At 48.0% G+C, this 25,498-nt stretch carries 22 protein-coding genes; 18 read left to right on the forward strand and 4 right to left on the reverse strand.

Translation table 11 applies throughout. The features are described from left to right. Window positions 1-17: 17 nt before the first annotated feature. The 8 genes from H6A32_RS03490 (at window position 18) to H6A32_RS03525 (ending at window position 9,737) form a co-directional block, all read left to right on the forward strand. Window positions 18-1,280, forward strand: coding sequence for an ABC transporter substrate-binding protein (locus H6A32_RS03490; RefSeq protein ID WP_204863770.1), 1,263 nt, complete (start codon window positions 18-20; stop codon window positions 1,278-1,280). Between the two features lie 93 nt (window positions 1,281-1,373). Then, entirely contained in the window at window positions 1,374-2,297 is a 924-nt protein-coding gene (locus H6A32_RS03495; RefSeq protein WP_204863771.1) for a carbohydrate ABC transporter permease, read from the forward strand. Further along, window positions 2,297-3,118, forward strand: coding sequence for a carbohydrate ABC transporter permease (locus H6A32_RS03500; RefSeq protein WP_087252677.1), 822 nt, complete (start codon window positions 2,297-2,299; stop codon window positions 3,116-3,118). The genes H6A32_RS03495 and H6A32_RS03500 overlap by 1 nt, the downstream gene beginning before the upstream one ends. 86 nt (window positions 3,119-3,204) lie before the next feature. Beyond that, a complete protein-coding gene (locus H6A32_RS03505) occupies window positions 3,205-5,454 on the forward strand; it encodes an alpha-galactosidase (RefSeq protein WP_204863772.1) in 2,250 nt (749 codons plus the stop codon). Window positions 5,455-5,567: 113 nt separating this feature from the next. After that, complete coding sequence (coaBC, locus tag H6A32_RS03510) at window positions 5,568-6,779, forward strand: bifunctional phosphopantothenoylcysteine decarboxylase/phosphopantothenate--cysteine ligase CoaBC (RefSeq protein ID WP_204863773.1); 1,212 nt, start codon at window positions 5,568-5,570, stop codon at window positions 6,777-6,779. Between the two features lie 68 nt (window positions 6,780-6,847). Further along, a complete protein-coding gene (locus H6A32_RS03515; RefSeq protein ID WP_242958968.1) occupies window positions 6,848-7,519 on the forward strand; it encodes an ECF transporter S component in 672 nt (223 codons plus the stop codon). Between the two features lie 3 nt (window positions 7,520-7,522). Beyond that, window positions 7,523-8,290, forward strand: a complete 768-nt coding sequence (locus H6A32_RS03520) for a type III pantothenate kinase (protein WP_087167229.1) — start codon at window positions 7,523-7,525, stop codon at window positions 8,288-8,290. Window positions 8,291-8,363: 73 nt separating this feature from the next. After that, window positions 8,364-9,737 (forward strand): MATE family efflux transporter, encoded by a 1,374-nt coding sequence (locus H6A32_RS03525; RefSeq protein ID WP_330616824.1) that lies wholly within the window; start codon window positions 8,364-8,366, stop codon window positions 9,735-9,737. A gap of 45 nt (window positions 9,738-9,782) precedes the next feature. Here H6A32_RS03525 and H6A32_RS03530 read toward each other — a convergent pair whose 3' ends face one another. After that, window positions 9,783-11,162 carry an MATE family efflux transporter gene (locus tag H6A32_RS03530; RefSeq protein ID WP_118635461.1) on the reverse strand — a complete coding sequence of 460 codons (1,380 nt, stop codon included), beginning with the start codon at window positions 11,160-11,162 and terminating at the stop codon, window positions 9,783-9,785. Window positions 11,163-11,421: 259 nt separating this feature from the next. Here H6A32_RS03530 and H6A32_RS03535 point away from each other — a divergent pair, with 259 nt between their 5' ends. From H6A32_RS03535 to H6A32_RS03550, 4 genes are all read left to right on the forward strand, one after another. Beyond that, window positions 11,422-14,136 carry a translation factor GTPase family protein gene (locus H6A32_RS03535; RefSeq protein WP_204863774.1) on the forward strand — a complete coding sequence of 905 codons (2,715 nt, stop codon included), beginning with the start codon at window positions 11,422-11,424 and terminating at the stop codon, window positions 14,134-14,136. Between the two features lie 330 nt (window positions 14,137-14,466). Beyond that, window positions 14,467-15,384, forward strand: a complete 918-nt coding sequence (locus H6A32_RS03540) for an Rpn family recombination-promoting nuclease/putative transposase (protein WP_204863775.1) — start codon at window positions 14,467-14,469, stop codon at window positions 15,382-15,384. Between the two features lie 140 nt (window positions 15,385-15,524). Then, window positions 15,525-16,046: a peptide-methionine (S)-S-oxide reductase MsrA gene (gene msrA, locus H6A32_RS03545; RefSeq protein WP_204229577.1), complete on the forward strand. Its 522-nt coding sequence runs from the start codon at window positions 15,525-15,527 to the stop codon at window positions 16,044-16,046. Continuing rightward, window positions 16,040-16,732: a damage-control phosphatase ARMT1 family protein gene (locus H6A32_RS03550; RefSeq protein WP_204863776.1), complete on the forward strand. Its 693-nt coding sequence runs from the start codon at window positions 16,040-16,042 to the stop codon at window positions 16,730-16,732. The genes msrA and H6A32_RS03550 overlap by 7 nt, the downstream gene beginning before the upstream one ends. Before the next feature lie 98 nt (window positions 16,733-16,830). Here H6A32_RS03550 and H6A32_RS03555 read toward each other — a convergent pair whose 3' ends face one another. Further along, the gene (locus tag H6A32_RS03555) at window positions 16,831-17,166 is read right to left on the reverse strand and encodes an LPS biosynthesis protein (protein WP_204863777.1); all 336 of its coding nucleotides are present in this window, start codon (window positions 17,164-17,166) and stop codon (window positions 16,831-16,833) included. Between the two features lie 39 nt (window positions 17,167-17,205). Continuing rightward, window positions 17,206-19,281: a HelD family protein gene (locus H6A32_RS03560; RefSeq protein ID WP_204863778.1), complete on the reverse strand. Its 2,076-nt coding sequence runs from the start codon at window positions 19,279-19,281 to the stop codon at window positions 17,206-17,208. A gap of 157 nt (window positions 19,282-19,438) precedes the next feature. Between H6A32_RS03560 and H6A32_RS03565 the strand changes: the two genes are divergently transcribed. Both H6A32_RS03565 and H6A32_RS03570 read left to right on the forward strand, forming a co-directional pair. After that, the gene (locus tag H6A32_RS03565) at window positions 19,439-19,990 is read left to right on the forward strand and encodes an RNA polymerase sigma factor (RefSeq protein WP_281844496.1); all 552 of its coding nucleotides are present in this window, start codon (window positions 19,439-19,441) and stop codon (window positions 19,988-19,990) included. Continuing rightward, window positions 19,950-20,480, forward strand: a complete 531-nt coding sequence (locus H6A32_RS03570) for a hypothetical protein (protein ID WP_087167237.1) — start codon at window positions 19,950-19,952, stop codon at window positions 20,478-20,480. Before H6A32_RS03565 ends, H6A32_RS03570 begins: the two co-directional genes overlap by 41 nt. Window positions 20,481-20,572: 92 nt before the next feature. Here the strand turns inward: H6A32_RS03570 and H6A32_RS03575 are convergent, their stop codons facing one another. Continuing rightward, window positions 20,573-21,469: a helix-turn-helix transcriptional regulator gene (locus tag H6A32_RS03575; protein ID WP_204863779.1), complete on the reverse strand. Its 897-nt coding sequence runs from the start codon at window positions 21,467-21,469 to the stop codon at window positions 20,573-20,575. Window positions 21,470-21,762: 293 nt separating this feature from the next. On the opposite strand from H6A32_RS03575, the gene H6A32_RS03580 reads away from it, so the two are divergent. The 4 genes from H6A32_RS03580 (at window position 21,763) to H6A32_RS03595 (ending at window position 25,426) form a co-directional block, all read left to right on the forward strand. Further along, window positions 21,763-23,382 carry a glycoside hydrolase family 13 protein gene (locus H6A32_RS03580; protein WP_204863780.1) on the forward strand — a complete coding sequence of 540 codons (1,620 nt, stop codon included), beginning with the start codon at window positions 21,763-21,765 and terminating at the stop codon, window positions 23,380-23,382. Between the two features lie 65 nt (window positions 23,383-23,447). After that, the gene (locus tag H6A32_RS03585) at window positions 23,448-24,074 is read left to right on the forward strand and encodes a hypothetical protein (protein ID WP_343215482.1); all 627 of its coding nucleotides are present in this window, start codon (window positions 23,448-23,450) and stop codon (window positions 24,072-24,074) included. 137 nt (window positions 24,075-24,211) lie between these two features. Next, a complete protein-coding gene (locus H6A32_RS03590; RefSeq protein ID WP_204863781.1) occupies window positions 24,212-24,730 on the forward strand; it encodes a peptidylprolyl isomerase in 519 nt (172 codons plus the stop codon). A gap of 18 nt (window positions 24,731-24,748) precedes the next feature. Beyond that, a complete protein-coding gene (locus H6A32_RS03595) occupies window positions 24,749-25,426 on the forward strand; it encodes a CatA-like O-acetyltransferase (RefSeq protein WP_087168551.1) in 678 nt (225 codons plus the stop codon). The last annotated feature ends 72 nt before the right edge of the window (window positions 25,427-25,498 follow it).

Here is a 25,498-nt window from a genome sequence, read left to right on the forward strand (position 1 = left end):
AAAACGGAGGTAGTAACATGAAAAAGAGAATGAAAAGACTTGCAGCAGTTGGGCTTGTAACAGCGATGACAGGTACGATGCTTCTTGGATGTGGAGGTGGAAGCGGAAGTGACAGTGAAAGCGACACAACCAGTGATGGAAAAGTAAAAATTCGTTTTGCATCCTGGGAGACAGGAGATACACTGGACAGCCAACAGGAATGTGTTGATCAGTTTAATGAGAGCCAGGACAAGATCGAAGTTGTTCTGGAAGGATGGGGATCTGATTTCGACACAAAGATGACAGCCAGTATGGGAGCAGGAGATGCACCGGACGTTATGTATATGTGGGATTACCCGACATATTCTGAAAGCCTGGAACCACTCGATGAGTATATTGAAGCTGAAGGAGAAGATTACAAGAACAATTTCTTCGAAGCACTTTGGCCATACAACTCTATGAATGATCAGATTTATGGTGTACCGGTCAGTGTAGTTACATCCTGTCTGTACTACAACAAAGACCTGTTTGATCAGGCTGGTGTAGAATACCCGACAGATGACTGGACATGGGAAGATGTGGCAGAAGCATCTAAGCAGATTCAGTCCAAGCTGGATGATGTAAATGGATTTACGCTTCCGATCGGAACACTTCCATACACACTGGAAATGTATCTGTGGAGCAATGGAACCGCGTTTGTTGACGAAGATGGAAAACTGGACGGCAACATCAACAGTGACAAGTCTATAGAAGTATTCCAGACATTCCAGGATATGGAAAAAGATGGCGTATTATACGCATCTGAAGAAAGTGGACAGACAGAAATGCTGGGCGGCAAAACAGCAATGTACGTAGATGGTACATGGCCGATCAAACAGTTTGATGAAGAAGGACTGAATTATGGTATTGCCCAGATTCCGAAATTTGAAGGAACAGAACATTCTATCAGTGTTATTAATACATCTGGTATTGCAATCTCCAAAGACAGCAAGCACAAAGAAGAAGCTTGGGAATTCCTGAAATTCTGGACAGGTGAGGAGATGAATAAATATCGTATTAATACAGAATTACCGGCATTAAAGTCTGTTGTTGACTCTGAAGGTCTGAGAGAAGACGAAAAATATGCTCCATTCTATACAGCGCTTGACAATTGTGCAGGTTATGTACCGGCAAGCTTTATTACTGAAGGATGGACGGAGATTGACGCAGATGTTCAGCTTGCATTTGAAAGCATTATCAATCCAAGCAGCCTTGCAGATGTAAAAGATACTCTGAATGAAGTTGTTGAAGCACACGAATAAGGTTGTAGAATAAAAATATCCGGTCCGTACATGAAAGAACGGACAAAGGGAGGGGGAGAGCGCTTCTCCTCCTCGAAATAAGGAGAGAGTCACATGAAAAAATTTAAATGGAAGACGGTCACGCCATATCTGTTCATTCTTCCATGGATTATCGGCTTTTTAGTCTTTACATTAGGACCGCTGATCTTTTCTCTTTGCATCAGCTTTTTTGACTGGCCGGTTGTCGGAGAACGTACATTTGTGGGACTGGGAAACTACATAGAAATGTTTACTCAGGATAAGCAGGTAATAAAATCCCTGACTATCAGTATTAAATATGCCGCTATTTTTGTACCGCTGAATATTTGTATCGCTTTGTTCCTTGCGATGCTGATCAGCCAGCCGTTAAAAGGAATCAAGGTTTACAGAACGATTTTTTATATCCCGGCCGTTGTGTCCGGTGTTGCGACATCCGTAATCTGGAGCTGGGTATTAAACAGCGACTATGGTGTATTGAACTATCTGCTTTCACTGATCGGGATTGAGGGACCTAAATGGCTCGTAGATCCGGCATGGGCGATTCTGGCAGTCGTTATTGTAAGTGCTTTTGGAGTCGGAACCATGATGCTCGTGTTCTATACGAATATCAAAGGAATTTCGGCAGAACTCTATGAAGCGGCAGCGCTCGACGGCGCAGGTCCGGTCAGACAGTTTTTCAGCATTACACTGCCGATCATCACGCCTACATTATTATTTAACCTGATTACTTCAATCATCAGTTCTTTCCAGCAGGTAACACTTGTAATGCTGCTGACCGGAGGCGGACCGATGAAATCCACATATTTCTACGGGCTGATGACATACAACAACGCGTTCAGACACCATAAGCTTGGATACGCAAGTGCCAATGCATGGGTAATGTTCATCATTATTCTCTGTCTGACCGCTCTTGTATTCAAATCATCCTCCATGTGGGTATTCTATGAGAATGAAATGAACTCCGGATCGAAAAAGAAAAAGAAGAGGAGGAAAAAGTAATGAAAATGTCTAAAAAAACAAAAGTAGTACTGTATGTGATTTTGACATTGATTGCAGTTTACTTTTTGTTCCCTTTCGTATATATGTTCTTTTCCACATTTAAGTCAGAAACAGAGGCAGTTGCCTACCCGCCAAGTTTCCTGCCGGATATCTGGAACTGGCAGAATTACGTGGATGCATGGAACGCTCAGCCGTTCGGTACATTTTTAAAGAACTCTGTAATTGTAACGGTAGGATCCGCATTAGGATCCATGGTATCCGCAGCGCTTGTTGCATATGGATTTGCAAGATTCCAGTTCAGAGGGAAAAACATCCTCTTCATGCTGTTGCTTTCCACAATGATGATTCCGTGGGACGTTACAATGATCCCGCAGTATATGGAATTTAATATGTTTGGATGGCTGAACACGCTGAAACCGTTGATCGTCCCGTCCTGGTTTGGATCTGCATATTATATCTTCCTGATGCGCCAGTTCTTAATGGGCGTACCGAAAGATTTCGAGGAGGCAGCGAGAATTGACGGAGCAAATGCTTTCCAGATTTTCTATAAAATCTATGTTCCGATTATGAGACCTTCATTAATTCTGGTAGGTGTACTGAATATGCTTGCCGCATGGAACGATTACTTAGGACCATTGATTTTCCTGCAGGAAAGATCCAAGTACACACTGGCATTAGGTCTTGCATCATTTAAGGGTGTTTACTCTCAGGAAATTGTCCCGATGCTCTGTATTACTGTGATTATGATCGTACCGCCAATTTTGATCTTTTTATTTGCACAGAAATATATTATTGAGGGAACCGGAGGAGCCATTAAGTGATTTAAGGCAGAGGGAATCTTTTCTAGTAAAAGGTTCCCTCTTTTGATAAGATAAAGAAAAATGGGAATAGGAAAAAGGAGAATGAAATGGCGATTCAATTTCACCAAACTTCAAAAGAATTTCATCTTTACAATGAACAGATCAGTTATATTATCAAAGTTCTGGAAAATGGCCAGTTAGGCCATGTATATTTCGGGAAACATCTCACAGACAGGGAAGATTTTGGCTATCTGGTGGAGTATGCAACAAGAGATATGGCTCCGTACCCGTTTGAAGGGAGAAGTAATTTTTCCCTGGAACATCTGAAACAGGAATATCCAACCTTTGGCTCCGGCGATACAAGATATCCGGCTTTTGAACTGGAAAGTGCGGATGGAAGCAGGGTCGCAGATTTTAAATATAAAACACACGAAATTTATTCCGGAAAGAAAGAAATTCAAGAACTCCCGGCTGTCTATGTGGAAGATGACAGCGAGGCTGACACTCTGGAAATTGTTCTGGAAGATACATTCTTAAAGACAGAGATCGTGCTGTCCTACACGATTTTCAATGGACGCCCGGTGATTACAAGGCATGCACGTTTTGCGTGCGGAAATGAGAATGGAATTACGCTTTTAAACTGTATGAGCGGCTGCCTTGACCTGCCGGACAAAGAATATGAAATGGTCGAACTTGCAGGGACATGGAACCGGGAGCGTCATCCGCATACGAGAAAACTGTGTTACGGTACCCAGGGAGTATACAGTATGCGTGGATGCAGCAGCCATCAGTTCAACCCGTTTTTGATGCTGAAGCGAAAAGAGGCAGATGAATTTTCCGGAGAAGTGATTGGGTTCAGTCTTGTCTACAGTGGAGATTTTCTTGCGCAGGTCGAGGTCGACAACTTCGACGTGACAAGAGTGGTAATGGGAATCCATCCAAATGAATTCCGCTGGGAACTGGAAAAGGGCGAATCCTTCCAGACTCCGGAGATGGTGATGGTATACTCTGAACACGGGATGAATGGAATGAGTCAGACCTACCATGAACTGTACCGTACCAGACTTGCAAGAGGAAAGTGGAGAGATCAGGCAAGACCGATCCTGATCAATAACTGGGAAGCAACCTATTTTGACTTTAATGAAGAAAAGATACTGAATATCGCCCGGAAGGCAAAAGAGATTGGTATAGAGCTTTTTGTTCTGGATGACGGATGGTTCGGGAAGCGGAACTGGGACAATGCGTCTCTTGGAGACTGGTATCCGAATCTGGAAAAACTGCCGGAGGGCATTACAGGACTTGCCGGAAAAATCGAAGATCTGGGCATGAAATTCGGTCTGTGGTTTGAGCCGGAGATGACAAACAAGGACAGTGACCTGTTCCGGGAGCATCCGGACTGGCTTCTGGCGGATATCCGGCGGAACTACTGCCACAGCAGAAATCAGTATGTACTGGATTTTTCCAAACCGGAAGTGGTGGATCACATCCACGGACAGATGAGAAAGATCCTGCAAGATGCGCCGGTTTCCTATGTGAAGTGGGATATGAACCGTGCATTTTCCGAGGTATTCTCCAATGGAAATTCCAAAAGTTATCAGGGAAAAGTACGGCATAAATATATTCTTGGAGTATACAGCCTGTATGAACGGCTGATTCAGGAATTTCCGGAGATCCTGTTTGAATCCTGTGCAAGCGGCGGGGCCAGATTCGATCCGGGAATGCTTTATTACGCGCCGCAGGCGTGGACGTCGGATGACACGGATGCGGTAGAACGGATCAAAATTCAGTACGGAACGTCTTATGTATACCCGATCAGCAGCATTGGAAGCCACGTATCCGCTTCTCCGAACCATCAGGTATTCCGGAATACATCTCTGGAAATGCGGGGAAATGTGGCGTACTTTGGAACATTCGGCTATGAGCTGGATATCACAAAGCTTCCGGAGGAAGAGCTGGAACAGATGAAAGAACAAATTGCGTTTATGAAGAAGTACCGGGATCTGATCCAGAAGGGCGTCTTTTACCGGCTCAAGAGTCCGTTCGAGGGCAACCACTCAGCCTGGGAAGTGATTGCGGATGACAGAAGCGAAGGTCTTATGGCCTACTTCCGCGTGATGCAGCCGCCGCAGGGCAAATTTGAACGGATCTGCTTCAAAGGGCTGGATGAAACGGCAGTCTACTCCGTACAGGAATGTTTCGGAGCAAAAATGGACTGCGGCGTACATTATGGAGATGAGCTGATGTATGCAGGATTAAGTGTTTCCGACTGCTCTTCCGGCCTTGCAGGCGTAGCAAGAGAGCAGCAGGGGGACTATTTCTCCAGACTGTTCCATATCAAAAAAACAGATGTCCTGTAAATGTACGAAAAAAGAAACAAGGCAAAGAAAGCAAGCCGTAAGAAACGGTTTGCTTTTTTATGTATTAGAAATTATAATAATACAGGAACATTGGAAAAGAAAGGGGAAAGACTATGCTGAAAGGAAAGACAGTGATACTTGCCGTGAGCGGAAGTATTGCGGCCTACAAAATCGCGTCCCTGGCAAGCGCACTGAAAAAGCTTCAGGCAGATGTCCATGTGCTGATGACAGAAAATGCAACGAACTTTATCAATCCGATTACATTTGAGACGTTGACCGGCAATAAGTGTCTGATCGATACATTTGACCGGAATTTCCAGTACAGTGTGGAGCATGTGTCTCTGGCAAAACAGGCGGATGTGGTAATGGCGGCACCTGCCAGCGCCAATGTGATCGGAAAGATCGCAAACGGGATCGCGGACGATATGCTGACAACGACTATCATGGCATGCCGGTGCAGGAAGATCATCGTTCCGGCGATGAATACGAATATGTTCCTCAATCCGATTGTGCAGGACAACCTGGACAAGCTCCGCCGTTTCGGGTATGAAGTAGTGGACCCGGCCAGTGGCTATCTGGCGTGCGGGGATACTGGCCAGGGCAAGATGCCGGAGCCGGAGCTTCTGTTGGAATATATCCTGCGTGAGATTCAGTATGAGAAAGATCTGGCGGGGAAGAAGGTACTTATCACAGCAGGACCGACACAGGAATCCATCGATCCGGTGCGTTATATCACCAACCATTCCACCGGGAAGATGGGATATGCCCTTGCAACAGTCTGTATGCGCCGGGGCGCGGACGTCACGCTGGTGACCGGACCGACGGAGACGAAGAAGCCGGAGTTTGTGAACATCCTTACGGTAACCACAGCCCGGGAGATGTTTGAGGCGGTCACCGCTCATGCACCGGAGCAGGACATCATCATCAAGGCAGCCGCGGTGGCGGACTACCGGCCGAAGTACGTCAGCGATGAGAAGGTTAAAAAGAAAGATGGAGCACTTTCCATCGAAATGGAGCGGACCGATGATATTCTCCAGTATCTCGGAGAACATAAAAGAGAGGATCAGTACCTCTGCGGATTTTCCATGGAGACCGAACATATGCTGGAAAATTCACGCAAGAAACTGAAAAAGAAACATCTGGATATGGTCGTGGCGAACAACCTGAAAGTAGAAGGCGCCGGATTCGGCGGCAATACGAATGTGGTGACCATGATCACAGACGATGAGGAAATCTCACTCGAAAAGATGACAAAAGAGGAGACGGCCGTGCACATCGTCGACCAGATCTTAAAAGAACAGAAAAAGAAACAAACAAAAGAATAAGGTAAACAGAAGCTATTCTGTGCCAAACGTATTGTATCTCAGAAGAGAATGATAACAAGGAGGCAATTATGAATCAAAGAGCAGACAGCAGAAACGCAGGCACGTCCATGAGCGTGCGCAGCATGATCCAGGTGGCATTATTCGGAGCAATTATCGTGATTTTGGCATTCACCCCTTTCCTCGGATACATCCCGCTTGGATTTACGAGAGCGACCATCATCCACATCCCGGTGATTATCGGATCCATTCTGATGGGGCCGAAAAAGGGAGCGGTACTTGGATTTGTTTTCGGCGTGACCAGTTTTATCAACAACACGATGAACCCGACGGTGACATCGTTTGTATTCACACCGTTTTATAACCTCGGAGAATTCAGCGGAGGGATCGGCAGCCTGATCATCTGCTTTATCCCGAGAGTTCTGGTCGGAGTGGTTCCATATTATGTATATAAAGGAGTGAAAGCTTTGACCAGAAGTGAGAAAGTATCATCACCGGGACTGATTCTGGCAGGCATGTCCGGAGCACTGGTTAACACGCTGCTTGTGATGAATCTGATTTTTGTATTTTTCCGTGACGCCTACGCAAAGGCAAACGGCGTAGCAGAAAGCACGGTATACACATTTATTCTGTCCGTGATCGGAATCAACGGGGTGCCGGAGGCCATTGTGGCGGCGGTCTTTACCCTTGGAATCGGAAAGATTCTGATGAAGAAAAATATCAGAGACAGACTGGGAGTTTAGAGTATGATTTTAGCGATTGATATAGGAAATACAAATATCGTCATCGGATGTATGGAGGGAAACCGCTGCAGCTTTATCGAGCGGCTCTCCACCGTCCGGACGAAGACGGAACTGGAATATGCGATTGATATTAAAAATGTCCTGGACATCTACCATATCAATCCGCACGAGCTGGAAGGCGGAATCATTTCATCCGTGGTTCCTCAGATTACAAAGTCCTTCCGGCTTGCGGCCGAGAAGATCCTGAAGAAGGAGATTATGATTGTGGGAGCCGGCATCAGGACCGGACTGAATATCCGGATGGACAATCCGGCGTCTCTTGGGGGCGATCTGGTTGTGGACGCGGTGGCCGGTCTTCAGGAATATAAACCTCCGATGCTGATCTTTGACATGGGGACGGCAACAACGGTCAGCGTCATCGATGAGAACCGCTGCTATCAGGGCGGCATGATTTATCCGGGCGTGGGGGTATCACTGGATTCCCTGACGGCAAGGGCGGCACAGCTGTCCGGCATCAGTCTGGAAGCGCCGGAGCATCTGATCGGGAAAAATACGATCGAATGCATGAAGAGCGGGATTATCTACAGCAGTGCAGCGGCCATCGACGGAATCATCGACCGGATGAAAGAAGAGCTTGGCTCCGATGTGACAGTCATTGCTACAGGCGGACTTGCAAAAAAGATCGTGCCCCACTGCAGAAGAGAGGTCATTCTGGATGACGATCTGCTCTTGAAGGGGCTGTCGATTCTGTATCAGAAAAACAAGAAATAAATCAGGGAAGCCGCGGTCAAAAGACCGCGGCAGTATTATGGAATGAGACATCATCAAAAAGGGGGAACGGACTTTGAAGAAAAACAAGTATGAAATTGACATGTGCAATGGCTCCATTATGGACAAGCTGGTGACTTTTGCCTTTCCGCTGATGCTGACCAGCATTCTGCAGCTTATGTTTAATGCAGTAGATATCATTGTAGTGGGAAGATTCAGCGGAAGCCAGGCTCTGGCGGCAGTAGGCTCCACATCCGCACTGATTAATATTTTCACGAACCTGTTTATTGGAATTTCGCTGGGCGCCAACGTACTTGCAGCCCGTTATTATGCGGCCGGGAAAGACCGGGAAATGTCAGAAGCAGTACACACAGCTATTACTCTGGCCCTGATCAGCGGAATCGTTATGGCATTTGTAGGAGTGGCAGCGTCCAGACTTGCGCTTTCCCTGATGGGAACGCCGGACGACGTCATTGACCAGTCGGTACTGTATATGAAGATTTACTTCATGGGCATGCCGTTTTTTATGCTTTACAACTACGGCGCCTCCATCCTCCGGGCTGTGGGAGACACAAGAAGACCGCTGTATTTTCTGATTGCGGCCGGGCTGACCAATGTGGTGCTGGATCTTCTGCTGGTTATCGTAATCCCGCTGGATGTGGCAGGCGTTGCCATCGGTACGGTGGCTTCCCAGATGATTTCCTGTATTCTGGTTATCCGGTGCCTGCATCAGTCCGACGGAAGCTACCAACTGCGGTTTTCCAGACTGACGGTGAAAAAGGAGCATCTTGTGCGGATCCTTCAGGTGGGAATTCCTGCCGGAATCCAGAGTACCGTCATCAACTTTTCCAACGCCCTGTTGCAGTCCTCGGTCAATTCATTCGGATCCACTGCCATGGCAGGGTACACGGCGGCAAACAACATCATCGGATTTTTGTATTCCGCAGTCAATGCAGTAACCCAGGCATGCATGAGCTTTACAAGCCAGAACTACAGTGTCGGTAAGCAAAAACGGATGGACAGGGTTCTTCTGGACTGCATCATTTTGACAGTCAGCGTATCCGCGCTCATGGGAATCGGGGCCTACGTTTTCGGAGGACAGCTTCTTCAGATCTATACGGCAGAGCCGGAAGTCATTCAGTGCGGCCTGGAAGTACTGTCCATCACAACGGTACCTTATTTTCTCTGCGGCATCATGGACCTGTTCCCGGGAGCCCTGCGGGGAATGGGACACTCCGCGGTGCCGATGATCTTATCCGTCATCGGAACGGTGGGAACACGAATCGTCTGGATTTACCTGTTCTTCCCGCACCACAGATCTCTGTACTTTCTGTTCATTTCCTATCCGGCATCCTGGATTCTGACTATCATCATGCAGGCAGTCTGTTTCTATTTTGTGAGGAAACAGTGTAAGCTGGAGATGCATTTAAACAGTGCGGAAGAAGTATAAGAAAAGAAAAACGAGGAAGCCGGATGTACCGGTTTCCTCGTTTGTTTATCGGGAAGAATCGTATTCGTTTGTATTATGATAGGTCCGGAAAATGTGCCGGAGCATCAGGATTGCACAGATGCAGAGAATAAATTCCGCTGTACACTGCGCGTAAGCCAGTCCGTAGAGCGGGAAAATCATATTCAGGATCAGAAGTGCCGGAATCTCCAGGATCAGCTTCCGCATGACCGCAAACAGAAGAGCATATCTTCCGAATCCCAGTGCCTGGAAGACACCCACTGCCAGGAAGTCCACGCTGATAAAGCAGATGCCAAGTCCGAATCCATGGAGGAACCGGGTTCCGTATGCGATGATCGCTTCATTGTTCATAAACAGGCTGATGAGCCGTCCGGCATTGATATAATAAAGAACCGTCACTACTGCAAGGACCGGGACGATCAGCTTCAAGGCAAAGAGAATGGTATCTTTCATCCTTCTCCGGTTGCCGGAAGCAAAGTTATAGCTTACAAGCGGCATGATTCCCTGGGAGAATCCCATTGCCACCTGCATCGGAACCATGTAGATCTTGTAGGCGATTCCCATGGCGGCCACGGCGTCCGCCCCGTAGGCGGATGTAAAATTGTTCAGTACCGTCATTCCGGTCACATTGAGCAGGTTCTGGATGGAAGCCGGGATGCCGACACCGCAGACCTCCCTGATGATCTGGCGCTTGATCCGGAATTTCTTTGGATTGATGCAGACAAAGGTATTTCCCCGTTTTACATAAAGAAGAACGAAAAAATACAGGCAGGCCACACAGTTGGAAATACAGGTGGCAAGTCCGGCGCCTGCCGCACCCATGTGGAAGCCCCACGGAAGAATGAAAATCGGGTCCAGAATCATATTCAGGATACATCCGCTCATCGTCCCGATGCTGGCATGAAGGGCCGCACCTTCCGAGCGGACCAGATAGGCCATGACGACATTCAAAATGGAAGGGGCTGCTCCAAGATAAACTGTCCAGAACATATATCCCTGAGTGGCGGCACGTGTCGTCTCATCCGCCCCGATCAGGGTCAGTAAAGGTCCGTGAAACAGTCCGCACAGCAGACCGAATAGCACTCCGCAGATCAAAGAGCAGTAAAATCCAAAAGCTGAACTTTCCGATACCACTTCATAGTCCTTTCGTCCAAGCGCCCGGCTCATCATGCTGGATGTTCCAACGCCAAACAGGTTGTTGATGGCATTAAACGCAAGCAACACCGGAGCGGCAAGGGAAACTGCGGCATTTTCCACCGGATTGTTGAGCATTCCCACGAAATAGGTGTCCGCCATGTTGTAAAGCACCATGACAAGAGAACTGAAAATCATGGGAACCGACAGCTTGGCAACTGCCGAGGGGATTGATGCCTTTTCAAACAGCACAATCTTTTCATTTTCTTCCATTTCAAAAACCTCCTCATATCTTTTGTACCTAATCGAAGTAAGGTATTTCATTCCACAAAAAAGAATCCTGTCTGAAGGATTCTCTGCGCACAGCCGCTTCCATTCCCCTGGAAAACGGGTGACATATACCCAGTATATCATACTGAGGGAAAAAGAAAAAGGATTCGGAGGTGAAAAAGCGGGAGAATTCCCTTTATAGACGTCCCCTTTCTGTGTTATGATAGTATCTGTACTATCGAACAGAAAGGGGTATTTTCATATGGAAGATACGTCTGGAAATAAAGACAAACAGATTTGTCTCGGTCTGGTCGCCCACGTGGATTCGGGAAAGACGACGCTGGCCGAGAGTATTTTATATCAGAGCGGACAAATCCGGACGCTTGGAAGAGTCGATCATAAAGATGCGTTTCTCGATACCTACGAGCTGGAAAAGGACCGCGGCATTACGATTTTTTCCAAACAGGCACAGACCGTGATCGGGGACAGGCAGGTGACGCTCCTGGATACGCCGGGCCACGCAGATTTTTCCGCGGAGATGGAACGAACCCTTCAGGTACTGGATTATGCGGTGCTGGTGATCAGCGGGGCGGACGGCGTCCAGGGACAGGTGCGCACCCTCTGGACCCTGCTGGACCGGTATGAGATTCCGGTTTTTCTTTTTGTAAACAAGATGGACCAGCCGGGGACGGACCGGACGGCCCTTCTGCAGGAACTAAAGAAAGAGCTGGACGAGCGGTGTGTGGACTTTGGCAAAGACCAGAGCCGGGAGGAACTGTTGGAAAATATCGCAGTGTGCGAAGAATCTCTTCTGGAATATTATCTGGAGACCGGAGAGATCGAGGATGAGGCGGTAAGGACTCTGATCCGGGAGAGAAAGCTGTTCCCGTGCTGCTTTGGATCTGCATTGAAGATGCAGGGAGTGGAGGAATTCCTTCAGGTATTTGACACCTTTACAACCGCACCATCCTATCCGGATGTCTTCGGGGCAAAGGTCTACAAGATTGCAAGAGATCCGTCCGGGACCCGCCTGACCTATCTGAAAATCACCGGCGGGACACTGAAAGTCAAGGACATTTTAAGGGGCAGAAAACAGCAGGACCCGGAAGAGACCTGGGAGGAAAAGGTTCATCAGATCCGGATTTACTCCGGTGCCTCCTATCAGGCGGTGGAGGAGGCTTCCGCCGGGATGGTCTGCGCCGTGGCGGGACTGGATTCCAGCTGGTCCGGGGAAGGACTTGGAATGGAGGAGGACGCCCAGGTGCCGATGCTGGAGCCGGTGCTCTCCTATCAGATCCTTTTCCCGGACGGGGAGGACGTTCACCTGATGCTTCTGAAACTCCGGCAGCTGGAGGAGGAAGTACCGGAACTGCACATCGTATGGAATGAGCAGGCCGAAGAGATCCATGTCCAGGTGATGGGCGAGGTTCAGATCGAAATCCTGAAAAGCATGATTGAAGAGCGGTTCGGCGTCCGTGCCGAATTTGGCTCCGGAAGCATTGTATACAAGGAAACCATTACGAAGAAAGTAGAAGGGGTGGGCCACTTTGAGCCCCTCCGCCACTATGCGGAAGTCCATCTGATTCTGGAACCGGGTGAGCGGGGCAGCGGACTCGTTCTCGACAATCAGTGCAGCGACGATGTGCTGGATAAGAACTGGCAGCGTCTGATCCTGACCCATCTGGCAGAGCGGAAGCATCCAGGAGTTCTGACCGGATCGGAAATCACCGATCTGAAAATCACCCTGGCATCCGGAAGAGCCCACCAGAAACATACAGAAGGCGGAGACTTCCGGCAGGCGACGTACCGCGCTGTCCGGCAGGGACTGATGAAGGCGGAAAGTATCCTGCTGGAACCGGTCTACGACTTTATTCTGGAAGTCCCGCAGGAATCCATCGGGCGAGCTATGACGGACATCCAGAAGATGGGCGGCTCCTTTGCGCCTCCGGAGCAGGAGATGGACCACGCCGTCCTGCGCGGCAGCGTTCCCGTATCGGAGCTTCAGGGATACCAGATGGAAGTCATTGCCTATACGAAAGGGCTTGGAAGGATGTCCTGCACTCTGAAAGGGTACGAGCCATGCCACAATGCGGAGGGAATCATCGAGGCGGCAGGATACCGGCCGCAGCTGGATGCGGACAACCCGGCGGGATCCGTATTCTGTGCCCATGGTGCCGGATTTTATGTGGAGTGGGATCAGGTAGAAAATTATATGCATCTGGAAAGCTGCCTGAAAGAAGAAAAACCCTGGGAAGAAGCGGCCGCACCCCGTTCCTATACCCTGACCTCCAGTTACGGCTGGGGAGACGAGAAAGAACTGGAAGAGATCTTTAACCGTACCTACGGGTCCGGCCAGGAACGAAAATACGGATACCAGAAACAAAAAAACAAAACCCTTTCCAGGGCGCCGAAGACCGTCTACGCGAAAAAGAAGGAGGAGGAAGAATACCTCCTTGTAGACGGCTATAACATTATCTTTGCGTGGGAGGAATTAAAAGAGCTGTCCAAAATCAATATCCAGGCGGCAAGAGATAAACTGATGGATATCCTGAGCAATTATCAGGGTTTCAAAAAGCAGACCCTGATCCTTGTATTTGACGCCTACAAAGTGGAAGGACATCCGGGTGAGGTACAGAAGTACCACAATATCTATGTCGTCTACACAAAAGAAGCTGAGACAGCGGATCAGTATATCGAAAAGACGGTACATAAAATCGGCCGTACCCACCAGGTGACTGTCGCCACATCGGACGGACTGGAGCAGATCATCATCATGGGACAGGGCGCAAGAAGGCTTTCTGCAAAAGGACTGAAGGAAGAAATCGAACAGGCCAGTATCGAGATCAGGGAAACGTATCTGGACCACCAGGACACAAAAGGGAAAACCTATCTCTTCGACCAGCTCTCCGAAGAGATGACCGATTTCATGGAGGAGATCCGGCAGGGAAGGAAAGCTGCCAGAAAAGAAACGCCATAGGTCTATTGAAAAGACGGAACAAGGGACAGCCCGTTCCGTCTTTTTCATACATGAACACGTAGAATATTTTAAAAAGTTTAGAAAGAATTCTCAGATTTTTTATGGAGTTATCCAGGTCACTGTGATAAGATAACACTATCTGAAAAGCATTCTGCTTTTCTCATTCAACGGCGTTCGCCGGATTATCCAATCAATCAAACTGAATACGGCAGAGACATCTGTCAGAAAAGAACAGACCTTTTCGGCTTTCACGGATTATGGTACACTGTAGAAAGAAGAACAGTTCCTTATCAGGCAGATGCAAAAGCCATCTCAGAAAGGAGACTGTCTATGAGAACAAATGAAACCAATCAAAAAATCACAAACGGCCAGGAAGAATTTATCATGAAACCCTATGTGGACTGGTGTTTCAAAGAGCTGATGCGCAATCCAAAGACGAGACAGGGATTTATTGCAGTGCTGCTGAAAGTCCCACCCGAAGAAATCGGCGAGACGATTCTGCTGAAAAATGAGCTTTCCCGGCGGTCCGAAGAGGAAAAACAGGGCATCCTGGATGTACACGTCCTTTTACGGAACGGAATTCAGATCGACATGGAGATGCAGGTTGCCTATGTGGATTACTGGGACGAGCGGCAGATGTTTTATCTGTGCAAGATGTTTGCCGATCAGCTGAAAAAAGGAGAAGGGTATGAGAAACTTCAGAAGTGCATCCAGGTCGGAATCCTGAATTTCACATATTTCCATGATGATGACATCAGTTACCACGTGATCAATTTTCGGGATAACAAGACCATGAAGCTGTACAGCGATAAGATGGAGATTCAGATTCTGGAACTGCCCAAGATACCGGAAGGTTATCAGGATCCGGACGGGATTGTAGCATGGATGAAATTCTTCCGGGGGCCGGACAAAAAGGAGATGGAAGAATTGGCAAAAGAAAATCCATATTTGGAAGAGGCATACGAAGACCTGTTGGAAATGAGCCAGGATGAAGAAAAAAGGCGCGAATATGAAGCGAGGGAACGGGCGATCCGCGACTATGAGCATTTCAAACATGCGGCAGAGCGTGCAGCAGAGCGCGCACTCAAGGAGGGACACGAAAAAGGAATGCGCCAGGGAATCCAGGAGGGAATTCAACAGGGAATTCAACAGACATTAATTGATTTGTATCAGAAGCAGGTGCTGACCGTGGAACAGGCGGCCGTGGAATGTGGAATGACGGTGGAGGAATTCCAAAAACTTCTTTAAAATTGGTTTGGACGGATCAGGAACAGAACGAAGAGTTTTTTATACCGGATGTGGTTTTGATGGGGAGTCCGAATACACCTTATCCGCGCTCCTGGAAAAAGCATCAGGAAGAGAACAATTTGCATAAGGAGGACATAAATATGAAAACAATCTATTTTGCTGGAGGGTGCTTCTGGGGAATGGAAGCATTTATGAAAAAGCTGCCGGGTGTTGCAGAGACGACGGCCGGATATGCCAATGGCAGAACGGAGAATCCGACGTATCAGGAGGTCTGCAGCAATACGACAGGGCACGCGGAGACGGTGAAGGTCGTGTATGATCCGGAACAGATTTCCCTGGAACTGTTATTAAAAGCCTTTTTCAAGGTTGTGGATCCGACGGAGCTCAACCGGCAGGGCGGTGACGTTGGGGAACAGTACCGGAACGGCATCTATTATGTGGATGTAGAGGACCGGCCCGTGATTGAGGCGGCAATCGAGAAGGAGAAGCAGAAGTATGCAAATCCGGTTGTGACAGAATGCATGCCCCTTGCCTGCTTTTATGATGCAGAAGAATACCATCAGGATTACCTGGATAAGAATCCGGCCGGCTACTGCCATATCAACCTGCTGGATGCGGACGAATTCATTGCAGAAGAAATGGGAGAGGAAAGTATATGTTAATGCATCATGCGTGTATGCTCTGTAATTTAAATCAGGTGTATCGTGTGATCCGTCTGCTGGATATGGATGAGGAGGAAGAACTTCGCTTGTCGGTGAAGCGCTCAGAAGACCCGCTTTGTGGTGCCCTGCGTCTGGCAGCCGCTGGAAATCAGATTGATTTTGCAGGGAGCAGAGAAGTCCGTTTTGTGATGGAAGAAGTATACCATCGGATGAATGGAATGCTGGCGGTGGATGACAGCGGGCAGCTCTTTGAAGATTTGAAAGATGCAAAAAGTGTGTTGTATATAGGGGATAACTGCGGAGAAATTGTGTTGGATAAACTGTTTATAGAAGAAATCCGGAAGCAGTATCCAGATCTTTCCGTTACATATGGAGTCAGAGGGGAACCGATTGTCAATGATGTGACGATTCTGGATGCCCGCATGACAGGAATGGAAAGAGTGGCAGAGGTGATCGAGAACGGAAGCGGAGCCCTTGGTACGGTACTGTCAGATACTTCTTTGCAATTTCGGAATGTGTTTGAAAAGGCGGATGTTATTATCAGCAAAGGTCAGGGCAATTTTGAAAGTCTCAGTGAATGCACGGACAAGAACATTTACCATTTGATGATGGTAAAATGTGAGAGAATCGCCGGGATTTTGAAGGCTCCAGTTGGAGAATTGATCTGCTGTCATGGAGTCCGGTGACAAAGAGAGCTTATCAAGTCTGTTTCGGACGTCTATTAAAGAATCAGAAAAGATACCCCATACTGCAACTATAACAAAGCTGCAGCATGGGGCTGTTTTTATTTCTGAATTTCTTTCCTCAGCACTTCTTTTGGCGGCTCAATTTCCAGAGCGATCGTGTGCTCGGTGAGCTCGGAAAGTGCCCGGATTTTCTTATTTAGGAGCGGGCGCATGCAATTCGGTACATGTTCCTGATGAGCCCGGTGGATGGCTACACATTCCTTGCAGTTGCCGTGGTAGCGGCAGGCTTTCTGGCAAGGGCAGTGATCCTTGTCCTTATATTCTTCCCGGAATGCGGAGGCAAACTCCTCCTGAAGCCGCAGTCCTTCGGCGCGGTCGCCACGGTGAAAGGCTTCCATTGCTTCTTTTTGTTTTGGATTTCCTTCGATGATCATAGGTATCCCTCCCTGAGTCCTGTTTCCCTTTGTACGGCCTTATTTTAGCACACTTTCGCTGCCTGTGGAAGTCAAAAGGAGAGGAGTAAGCGGCCGGTCCGTCAGAAGATAGAGTTCGTGGAGGGCACGGGTGATGGCCACATAGAGGAGCTTTGCGTCCTTTGGATGATCCTGATAGTGGTCTTCGTCCGGCTTCCAGAGGATGACACAGTCAAACTCCAGACCTTTGGTCAGAGAGACCGGAAGCACCATGACACCGTTGTGGAAGCTGTTGTCGTCCTCTTCCAGAGGGATGCCAAGGCCGGATTTCAGCTCTGCGGCCTCTTCCGGCGTCCGGCAGATGACGGCGATGGTTTCAAACTTCTTTTCCCGGACGTGCCGGAGAGTCTCCTGCAGTTGGTAGAAGAGTCCGGAAGGCTCTGCCTGCAGAATGGATACCGGCTGACCATGGCGTATCACCGGATCGATCTGGTAGCCGCCCTGGGAAGCCCGCTGAAGGACCTGCCCTGCAAAGCGGGAAATTTCTATGGTATTCCGGTAACTTTTCAGCAGAAGGTAGAAGCTGTCCTTTGGAGAATCAAACATGGCTTCTTTGAGCTGTTCCCAGTCGTTCATGCCGGTCTCGTAGCGGATGTTCTGGGAGACGTCCCCCATAATGGTAAAGTAACAGTCATGAAGCATCTGCTTGAGGACATAATAGACGGTTTCACCGAAATCCTGAGCCTCATCGATAAAGATCTGGCTGAATACATCCTGATCCTGTTTTTGGAAGATCCGGCGGTAAATGAGGCCAAAGGCGGCCGCATCGTAAACATCGGTTTTCCCTTTTGAAACACCGGCTTTTGTCGCAGAAAAATCAAGAGAGGAATCCTGTTCTTCCAATTCGGTGAGAAATGCAAGGTAAAGTCCCGGAACCGTCCATTTGCGGACGGAAGAGTCAAAATACTTCCGGAATGCCTGGCGTTTGGCTTTCTTAAAATCGGATGACCGCTCGGTGCAGAGAAATTTCAGCCGGGAGAGAATCCGTTCATTTAAGTGTTTCTCGAACTGATAGAGAGAATCTTCCGGGTGATAGCTTCTTGCCTCCAGCATGCTCTCCAGAGAGAGCACCACGCCCAGATCCGGATCCGTGATATCCGAAAGGTTCAGTGCTTCCTCGGTAAGTTCTGCCAGAAACCGGTCCAGTGCCCGGATAAAAGGCAGGTGGCTCTTGATTTCCGCCTCCGGATAATCCGGAACGATTTGATACTGCTTTTTCCAGGCTTTCTCCATCAGATACGGGAAGATTTCATCCATCCGCATTTCGTGGATATGGTGGACATCCAGCTCCGGCAGACCGCTCCGGATATAGTGCAGGAGCATGTCGCTGCTTCCGATGATGCAGAACTCGGAGGGCTTGTAGAGATCTTCGTAGTTGTACAGAAGGTACGAGATCCGGTGGAGGGCCACCGTTGTTTTTCCGCTGCCGGCCACACCCTGGACGATGATATTTTTGCTGGGCAGATCCCGGATGATGGTATTCTGCTCCTTCTGGATGGTGGCGATGATATCCCCCAGCACGGCGTCCTTATTCTGAGAAAGATATTTCACCAGCAGGTCGTCATTGGCGGCGATATCATCATCGTAGTAGTCGTGCAGCGTGCCGTCGGAAATGTCGTAGGTCCGTTTCTGGTGGAGATCGATTTCCACATCGCTGGATCCGGGAACGGCGTAATGTCCGTTTCCCAGACTGTTTTCATAGTACACATTGGCCACCGGAGCCCGCCAGTCCACGACAATCACATCGGTCTGATTTTTCGAAATGCCGTTTTTCCCGATATAGCAGCATTCCGAGGCCTCGTAGGTCAGATCGTCGTAGACAATCCGCCCGAAATACGGCTGATGCAGCGCCGATCTGTTTTTGCGGAGGGTATTTTGCACATGCTCCAGAATATTCTGGCTTGCGACCAGCTGACCGTAGGAATCCCCCTCCCCCTTGCGGACAGCCTGAAACAACGCTGTAACCTCTTTTCGCGAGGCCTGTTCTCTGGCCTCATACAGCCGGATATTTTCCTGAATCACGGAAAGACAGCTTTCCAGATGCAGGAGTTCTTCTTGATAATCCTGATTCATCATGATCATTCCTTTCTTTTCCGGCCATCCCAAACACTGTCTTTCCATTATAGCAGGAGAACGATCGAAAGAAAATCCGAAAAAGTGGGATTTTTCCACTTTTTTTCAGGTATGATAAGTAAAAAGCTTTTCAGAAAATATGTTTCGGCGGAGGAAGACAGTGGACAACGAACGATATAACGAAATTGTGACAACATACAGCCCGATGGTGTACCGGATTGCACTCCACGACTGCAGAAATCATGCCGATGCAGAGGACGTCATGCAGAATGTATTTCTTCGGCTGTACCGGTTCGCACCGGAATTTCAAAGTGTGGAGCACCTGCGCAGATGGCTGATTCAGGTGACCGTCCGGGAATCCAGGCGCCTGTTTGCAAAGCCCTTCCGGAAACGGGAAGCACTTCTGGAAGAACTGCATCCGGGAACGGACACATTGGTATCCGGAAGTCCGGCGGATCTGACGACAGAGGAGGGAGTTCTGGCGGATGTACTTTTGCTCCCAAGAAAATACAGAGTCGTCATTTATCTTTATTATTACGAAGAATATTCCATCAGAGAGATTGCAGGAATGCTTGGGAAAAAGGAATCCACCATTCAGACTCAGCTTGCGAGGGCGAGGAAGAAGTTAAAGCAGACATGGGAAATGGCGGATGGAAAGGAGAGATTACGTTATGAATCAGACAGACGGGTTCAGAGAAATGGAAATTTATAAAATGGCATGCACCAGGCTCAGGCCGGATCAACATGCAGTGAACAAGGTGATGCAGAGGAAGCGGGCGGCCAGAAGGCCGGCCCGGAGAAAGGCAGTGGTTCTTGCGGCGGCCTGCATTGGAATGTTTGCCTGCTCGATCGTAGGCACAGCGGCGGCCAGACAGTTTCAGGTGGAATTTTTTGCAGACGGGAAAGTCCTTCAGATTGGAGCCGGACTGGAGAAAAAAGGGGATCAGTATGTGATCCATATGGAAGAAGGAACCAGGACCAGCAGAGAAATGACAGAAGCAGAGAAACTTGGCGTGTCTGTGGTACGGCATGAAGATCAGCAGACTATCGGACTGGTTCTTGGGGAAGAAGAGCGGGATATTACGGAGGAAATCCGAAGGGATGGACAGTACGAAACCATCTGGGAGAAGGATGGGAAGACGTACCGCATTCAGGTGACGGACGCAGAACCGGAGCCAAACGTTACCATTACAGAAGAATAAAGAGCCAGGATGGATACAAAAGACGCCGGGAGGCGCCCGATTCGATCCGACAGGATCGCTTTTGAAGGGCAGACTTCCGGCGTCCGGTTTCGTTATTCCACTTGGGTTAAGGCCTCCTTTGGCGTCATATGGTACTTTTTCTTAAAGACCCGATAAAAATAAGAAAGGTTGTGAAATCCACTGGAAAAGGCCGCATCAATGACAGAATACCTGCCGCTTTGCAGCAGCTGCCAGGCCCTTTCCAGGCGGAGCGCATTGATGTACTCCGTACAGGTCATTCCCACATGGGTCTTAAAAAACCGCATAAAATGCGATTCACTGAAACAGCAGATTTCGGCAAGCGTGGAAATAGCAATGGGAGATTCCAGATGGAGATCAATGTAGTCCAGCACCAGCTTCAGCTTCTCGCTTTGCTCCCTGGAAGAAACGGAGGCCGTCTTTTGAAGACGGAACGGCCAGATCCGGTAAAATAACTCCAGAAACAAAGACTTCATCAAAAGCTCATAGCCCTCCTCCTGGGACTCATACAACTTGCTCAGACGGGACATCAGATCCCGCAGATGCGGATTCACAGAATGGCCGGGAGAAAACACATACGGAAACTGCACCTCCCGGTTTGCAAACGGACGAAGATACTTCATACTGCAGAGATCCGAACCACCCGCACCCGGAAAATTCATATGAAACACAAAGGACTCCGAAACCATCCGGCTCTCCGGGAACGAACCCGCAGAATGCAGCACACGCGGCGGCAGCAAAATCACATCCCCCTCCCCAACCGGATAATCACACAAATCAATATGATACACACACGAACCAGACCGGATCCAGGTAAACTCCGCCTCCTCATGCCAGTGCGCCGGCACCAGAGGAAACTCCTCCGACAACACCACATCATACTTCTCAAGCGGAAACAGCCGGTCCCCATGCCGCACACCCTCACGCTTCATCAAAAACGAACGATCACGAAGATCCATATCAGCACACATCCAATACACCTCCCAACCTGTTGAGCACTTATAGGTTTTTTTAGGGCTTATAGGACCTGAAAAGCAGAATCGTACAAAATAGTAAGATAATAATACAAGAAAAAAACAAAAAATGCAAGTATAATACAGTTAACCCTTTTGTTGGGGACGTGTACCGATGCAACGGAACCTGTCCCCAATGAAAAATTTCAGAATAGAGCGAGTTTTTAATATTGTATGAGAAAATGTGACAGTTCTAGGCGGCGATTTGGAGATGCCAGGGTACTGAAAAAAGTCAAAGGAGGAGTTTTGTTATGGCAAGAAAGTGGTGGCAGGATAAGGTAGTATATCAGATTTATCCAAGGAGTTTTCAGGATAGTAACGGGGATGGAATCGGTGATCTTCCGGGTATTATTTCTAGATTGGATTATCTGGCGGATCTTGGAGTGGACGCACTCTGGCTTTCGCCGGTGTGTCAGTCTCCGCAGGACGACAATGGGTACGACATTTCGGACTATCAAAATATTGATCCGATGTTTGGAACACTGGACGACATGGAGCAGTTGATTGCGGAAGCAAAAAAAAGAAATATCAAAATTATTATGGATCTGGTGCTGAACCATTCTTCCGATGAACACCGTTGGTTTCAGGAGGCGAAGAAAAGCAAGGATAATCCGTACCACGACTACTATGTCTGGCGTGATGGTGAGGAAGGAGTGCTCCCGAATGATATGAAGGCATCCTTTGGCGGTTCGGCCTGGGAATGGGTACCGGAGCTTGGTCAGTATTATTTCCATCAGTTTTCTGTAAAACAGCCTGACTTGAACTGGGAAAATCCAAAGGTCAGACGGGAGATTTACGATATGATTCTTTGGTGGATGGACAAAGGTGTTGGAGGATTCCGTCTGGATGTCATCGATCAGATTGCCAAAGAACCAGATAAGAAAATCACGACAAACGGTCCAAAACTGCATGAATTTCTGCGGGAGTTAAGTAAAGAAACATTCCAGAAGGCAGATCTGATTACGGTCGGTGAAACATGGGGCGCGGACCCGGAACGGGCAAAACGTTACAGCAATCCGGACGGCAGCGAATTTTCCATGGTATTCCAGTTTGAGCACGTGATGCTGGATCAGGAAGAAGGAAAAGAAAAATGGGACCTCAGCCCGCTTCCATTTGTGGAACTGAAGAAAAACTTTGCAAAATGGCAGAAAGAACTGCACGGAAGCGGCTGGAACAGCCTGTTTTGGAACAACCATGACCTTCCAAGAATCGTATCCAGATGGGGAAATGACAAAGAATACCGCGTAGAATCCGCCAAAATGCTTGCAACCATTCTACACGGAATGCAGGGAACTCCATATATTTATCAGGGAGAAGAACTGGGAATGACAAACGTAAGATTCCCGGATATTACCCATTACCGCGATATCGAGACACTCCATATGTACGAGGAGCGGCTGGAAGCAGGATACAAAAAAGAAGATATTATGAAATCCATTTACGCAAAAAGCCGCGATAACGCACGGACACCAATGCAGTGGAACGACAGCACAAACGCAGGATTTACCACAGGAACCCCATGGATCGAAGTCAATCCAAACTACACAGAAATCAATGCAGAAAATGAAACCAAAGATCCAGATTCTATTTACAACTACTATAAAAAGCTGATAAAATTACGGAAGGCAAACGAAATCTTCACAGAAGGAGAATTCCATCTCCTGCTTGAAGAAGACTCACAGATTTTTGCATACACACGCACAACTGAAACAGAAACAATGTGCGTCATCGCAAACTTTACAGCTACACCGGCACCCTGCAGACTGATAGAAAAATGGAATAAAACAGAAAAACTGATACATAACTATAAAACAGAAAACACAGACGGAATATTACGTCCGTACGAAGCAATAATCTATATTGACAGATAATTAAAAAACAACTGTATTTTGGGGACGTGTTCCGGTGCATCGGAACACGTCCCCGTAAAAGGGTGATGGTAACTATGTTGGAGCTGGATTATTTTGGGATTGATGGTGCTGTTGGAGGGAATCAGGACTGGTTTTCGAATGTAGTGATGCATATTGGTGGCTGTGCAGCAGCGGCGGCTTGTGATACGTGTATTTATTTTGGAAAGAGATTTGGAAATACAGGATGGTATCCGTTTGACATTGAAAATCTGAATAAGGATGACTATGTTGTGTTCAGCCAGATGATGAAGCCGTATATCAAGCCGCGGGTTGGAGGCGTGAAGAATCCGGAGTGGTTTGTGGATGGTTTTTCACGGTATCTTGAGGATCATCCGGATCCGGAAAGGCCGAAACTTCGGATGGAGATTTTGTGGGGCGGAGAGCCGGAAGGAAAAGCGAAGGAGGCTTTGAAGGAGCGGATGGATAGAGGGTATCCGGTGCCGTTTCTGCTTTTACGTCATCAAAACCGGGAGGTGTTTGAGGATTATATCTGGCACTGGTTTATGGTGATAGGATATGAGGAGACGGAGAAGGATTTTCTGATTCAGACGGCGACTTACGGAGAGAAGAAGGCTTTTTCCTTTCACGAGATCTGGAATACGGGCTGTGAGGAGAAGGGCGGTATGATTTTGTATGAGCTGTCCGAAAAGTAATGGCCGGAATTATGCAGGCCGAACCTTCCGGATTGTATTACAGAAAAGAGGTTGACGTCAGAGTGTGGCGGCTTGCCTGCCGCAGAGGAGTGTGTTACAATCGTTTTAGCCTAATAAAGATAAAGGAGAGAAATGATATGGCAAATCCAGTAGTTACGTTTGAGATGGAGAACGGGGATATCATCAGGGCGGAGTTATATCCGGAAATTGCCCCGAATACAGTTCGAAATTTTGTGTCTCTTGCAGGAAAGGGATTTTATGATGGATTGATTTTCCACAGAGTTATCCGTGGATTTATGATTCAGGGAGGATGCCCGAATGGTACAGGTATGGGCGGCCCTGGTTATTCCATTAAGGGTGAGTTTGCGCAGAATGGTGTGACAAATGATCTGAAGCATACGCCGGGTGTGCTTTCCATGGCACGTGCGATGCATCCGGATTCTGCGGGAAGCCAGTTTTTTATTATGCATGAAGCGGCTCCGCATCTGGACGGCGCTTACGCAGCATTTGGAAAGGTGACAGAGGGAATGGACGTGGTCAATAAGATTGCTGAGACAGCGACAGACTACAGTGACCGTCCGCTGGAAACCCAGAGAATGAAAAAAGTTACGGTGGAGACATTCGGCGAAGAATATCCGGAACCGGAAACGATCTAGGTTAAAAGGAACAGGAAGATGAAAAAGAAAATCGACTATGAAAACTGGGATCGAAAAGAGATTTATGAATTGTTTCACGGCTATCTTTTTTATCTGACAGTTGAGATTGATATTACGGAATTCCTGGAGACGATTCATAAACATCAATGGAAATTTTATCCTTCTATCTGTTATTGTATTACCAAGACAGTCAATTTGGATGAAAGATACCGGTATGCAAAAGTGGACGGTCAAGTCTGCGTATGGGATCATGTGAATACTCATTATACTTTGATGCGCAAGAACACGGATCATCTTTTTACACATCAACGGACAGGATACCAGGAGGATTTCCAGAAGTTCTATGAGGCGTTTTTAAAGGATAAGAAAGAAGCGGAAAAATGCAGCAGCCTGTATGCCTATCAGCAAAAGGCGATGGATGACGTGCATATTTCCACGATGCCGAATACTGTTTACACGAGTCTTTCGTACGCCAAGCCGAATTCTTTTACAAAGTATGGAACGGACAATGTCAGTTACATTCCTTTTGTGATGATTGGAAAGTATCATGAGGAAAACGGACGGATGAAAATGCCTGTAACAGTAGAGTTTCACCATGCGGTAAATGACGGGTGGCATGCAGAGAATTTTTTCCGGCTGCTAGAAGAGTGCTGCAGAGGTTTTCAGCAAGAAAAGGAAGACGAAATGCACGATTAGAGAGAGATGTGAGCTGTTGCTGGTTCTGGCGGCAGCTCTTTTTCCATTTTACTAATGACCGGGAATGTGGTA

Origin of the sequence: Drancourtella massiliensis, assembly GCF_016900655.1 — a bacterium.
Taxonomy (GTDB): domain Bacteria; phylum Bacillota; class Clostridia; order Lachnospirales; family Lachnospiraceae; genus Sellimonas; species Sellimonas catena.